Source organism: Streptococcus alactolyticus, from assembly GCF_042649785.1.
GTDB classification, from domain to species: Bacteria; Bacillota; Bacilli; order Lactobacillales; family Streptococcaceae; genus Streptococcus; species Streptococcus alactolyticus.
The window spans coordinates 757-4,110 of record NZ_JBHRZX010000011.1 but is presented as its reverse complement, the minus strand read 5'-3'; the positions used below and the strand labels follow the sequence as shown (position 1 = coordinate 4,110).

Genomic DNA, 3,354 nt, shown 5'->3' with positions numbered 1-3,354 from the left:
GAAATAACTTCTCTACTGGTTGAATTAAGCAGCTTCCGATAATGATTTCTTCTAGAAATCGTTGATATGCTTGACAAATGGTAGAAAAAGAGAAGGTAAAATTTTCCTTCTCTCTGCACACTTCTCGATTAATGAAAAGCTTATTATTGGTAAATGTAGTAAACAGTACCGCTTGAAGCTGGATTGAACCATCCACGATAGTTACCGATAGATGAGTTACCAGCGTAGTTAGCTTCCATAACTTGGATATTTGTTGAGCTTTGAACAGCAGATACATATGCTACGTGTCCGTAACCACCACCATCATATGGCCAAACGGCTACTGCACCAACTTTTGGTGTTGTTCCAACAGAGTGTCCAGCTGCTTGTGCGCTAGCAACCCATTGGTTTGCATTACCCCAGTAGTTACCAACCCATGAAGCAAGTGATTTAACACCCCAAGTACATTGACCTACTGGATAAGTGTTGGCTGAACTTGTTGTGCTTGCGGCTGGTTTAGCTGATGCAGTAGTAGTTGTTGTAGTAGATGTAGCAGCTGTTGTAGTTGCTGCTGGAGCTGATGTAGTTGTACTTGCAGCCGGTGCTGCCGCAGCAGTTGAAGTAGATGCAGCTGGAGCGGCTGTTTGTTGTGTTTCAGTAGCTGGTGTTGATGCAGCTGGAGCGGCTGTTTGTTGTGTTTCAGTAGCTGGTGTTGATGCAGCTGGAGCTGATGCTGATGAAGTTGAAGAGCTTGCTTCAGTTGATGCAGGTGTTTCAGCTGCTGCACTTGACTCTTCTTGTGTAGAAGTAGATTCAGTAGTAGCTGCTGGAAGTGTTTCTTGAGCTTGAGCGGCTGCTTGTGCTTGTGCTACAGATTCAGCTTGTGCTTTAGCTTCTGCTTCTGCTTTAGCTTGAGCAGCGGCTTGAGCGGCTGCGGCTTCTGCTGCTGCGCGTTCAGCTTCTTCTTTTTGCGCAACTAAGCTAGCACGTTCATCTTCTGCAGTAGCCAATTGAGCTGACAAGTTCAATTGTGCTGCTTCCAATTCTGCTTGTTGTGTTGCCAAAGCAGCTTTGTTTTGTTCGATAGTAGCTTTATTTTCAGCTACAGTGTTAATTGCTGCTTGGTTTTCAGCTTGTTTTTGTTCGATTTCTGCTTTATCAGCTTCTTGTTGTTCCAACATTTTTTCATTTGCAGAAACAACTTCACGAACAGCAACCACACGGTTAATAGCGTCTGAAATTGATTTTGAATTTAAAATAGTATTGATATAGCTTGTAGAAGCACTGCTTTTTTGTGCGCTACGAGCTTGTTTTTTCAATGATTCGTTACGAGCAACAATTTTGCTTGAAAGAGCTTGAATATCTTCGCTTAATTTTTGAGATTCAGCTTCTAATTGAGCATTTTGTGCTTCTAATTCAGCTTGTTGAGATTGTAATGATGATACTTGTTGTTGAATAGCATCAACTTGATTTTTTGCTGCAGTTTGCTCAGCATTTAGGTTACTAATAACCTCATCCTGCGCAGCAATTTTCGCATCATAATCATCGGCATTTACAGTAGTAGCTGCCGTACCTAGTGTTACACCACTGACAAGAACAGCAGATAAAATTCTTTTCTTCATATTAAATAAAACGACTCCTTTTTGATAAGACAATAATATTTTACCAAAAAATCACGCAACTTATGTTACGTGATTGTTACATTTTTATTTTGTTCTAGTGATTAAGCCCCCAAAAAGAGCTTTTTCAAGAGATTGCGGAAAATAAAGTATAATAAAATGTTAAAAACAAGCGATGGAGCAAAACTGTAGGCAATAAAATGTGCTACAGACATGGTAGTCATGCCCAACCAAACAGCAGCTAACTCACCACTAATTTCGAATAAAAATAGAATAATGATATAAAAAATCAATGTTTGATAATCATTTGCAAAAAACTTTTTACTAATCTTACTAATAAATAAGGCTAGCATTGGGAGAAGAAAGACGATCAAACCAATTCTGTTTAAGTAATAAATATCAAAGATGGCTCCTAAAAAGATTGAACTCCAAAGCGTAAAAGCGTCATTCTTATCATGATAAAAATACATGACAGCCAATAAAAACAAATGGCTAGAAATCAGAAAATGATAAGAAAACAAAGAGCTCATGACAAACGACATCTGCCCATCAACCAACATTAACAAAAAAAGCAATAACAGTAAAAAATATTTATTTTTATAAAAAACCACTTTAGTCACCAATTATTGTTACATAGGAAATATCAGAAAAATCAGCTGCAGGTGTTACATAAATAACACGTTTTAAGCTCTCTGAATTACTTTTCTCGCTAGAAACAGTCCCAACAGACACATTTGCAACCGTATCCCCATCCAAACCACTAGTAACGACAGTGGCACCACTTTTAATATCAACAGAGGAATTTAGGTCAGTAATCACAAAACATTTCTTATCTAGATCGTAGTGTTCCAACAAACCATATACTTCCGTAGAATCTGTTTTGATTTTGATTGGGATGTTAAAGTTTGAACCATTAGTCAAAAGGGACACACTTGCTGTATCCGAACGTACATCTGTCACGGAACCAACCAAAGATCCATCTGATAAGACTAGCATTTTCTTACGAACAGTACCAGGATTACCTAATTTAACCTTTAGAGCATCATACCACGAAACAGGACTTCGCACAATAACACGACCGATAGTCGAAATTTGTGAAGTCACAGAGGATTGCATTCCAACTTCACTATTTAACTTTTCATTTTCTTCTTTTAATGAAGAAACCAAATCACTTTGATCCTCTAACTCAGCCACTTTCTTCTTCAAACGCTTATTTTCAGCATAAATATCAAAAAGATTTTTCACTTCCTCATTCATAGAATCAATAGCTCTAAAAGGGGCAGAAACAAGGTAATCTATTCGAAAAACAAAACTTCTAATCGGAGAAGAAACTGCTGAAACAAGACTCGAATTTCGAAAAATAAGAGCAAACGAAAAACTAATAAGCAGTAATGACAGAACAGTCAAAAAAACAAAACGAGAGATTCTTACTTTTTTCAAATTCTTACACCAACTAATATATAAAATGCATAATATAAAAATAAAACGAGATATCCAAGGATAATCTCGTTTCAAAAACGTACGGAGAATAAGGGATTCGAACCCTTGCGCCAGTTACCCGACCTAACGATTTAGCAAACCGTCCTCTTCAGCCTCTTGAGTAATTCTCCACCAGATATGGGCACAAGTGGACTCGAACCACCGACCTCACGCTTATCAGGCGTGCGCTCTAACCAGCTGAGCTATGCGCCCATCAATTGGAAAAGACCAATATTTATTAATAATAAAGCGGGTGACGAGAATCGAACTCGCGACA

At 38.2% G+C, this 3,354-nt stretch carries 3 protein-coding genes and 2 tRNA genes; all 5 read right to left on the bottom strand.

The annotated features are described in order from the left end of the window. Positions 1–143 precede the first annotated feature (143 nt). The 5 genes from ACFORE_RS02770 to ACFORE_RS02750 all read right to left on the bottom strand — a co-directional run bounded on the left by ACFORE_RS02770 (position 144) and on the right by ACFORE_RS02750 (position 3,290). Positions 144–1,601, bottom strand: coding sequence for a PcsB-like coiled-coil domain-containing protein (locus ACFORE_RS02770; protein ID WP_154455515.1), 1,458 nt, complete (start codon positions 1,599–1,601; stop codon positions 144–146). Between the two features lie 101 nt (positions 1,602–1,702). After that, complete coding sequence (gene mreD / locus ACFORE_RS02765) at positions 1,703–2,218, bottom strand: rod shape-determining protein MreD (protein ID WP_269725652.1); 516 nt, start codon at positions 2,216–2,218, stop codon at positions 1,703–1,705. Beyond that, a complete protein-coding gene (mreC, locus tag ACFORE_RS02760; protein WP_154455514.1) occupies positions 2,211–3,038 on the bottom strand; it encodes a rod shape-determining protein MreC in 828 nt (275 codons plus the stop codon). Before mreC ends, mreD begins: the two co-directional genes overlap by 8 nt. A gap of 82 nt (positions 3,039–3,120) precedes the next feature. Continuing rightward, positions 3,121–3,208 (bottom strand) — tRNA-Ser (locus tag ACFORE_RS02755). Between the two features lie 8 nt (positions 3,209–3,216). After that, positions 3,217–3,290 (bottom strand) — tRNA-Ile (locus tag ACFORE_RS02750). Positions 3,291–3,354: the final 64 nt, after the last annotated feature.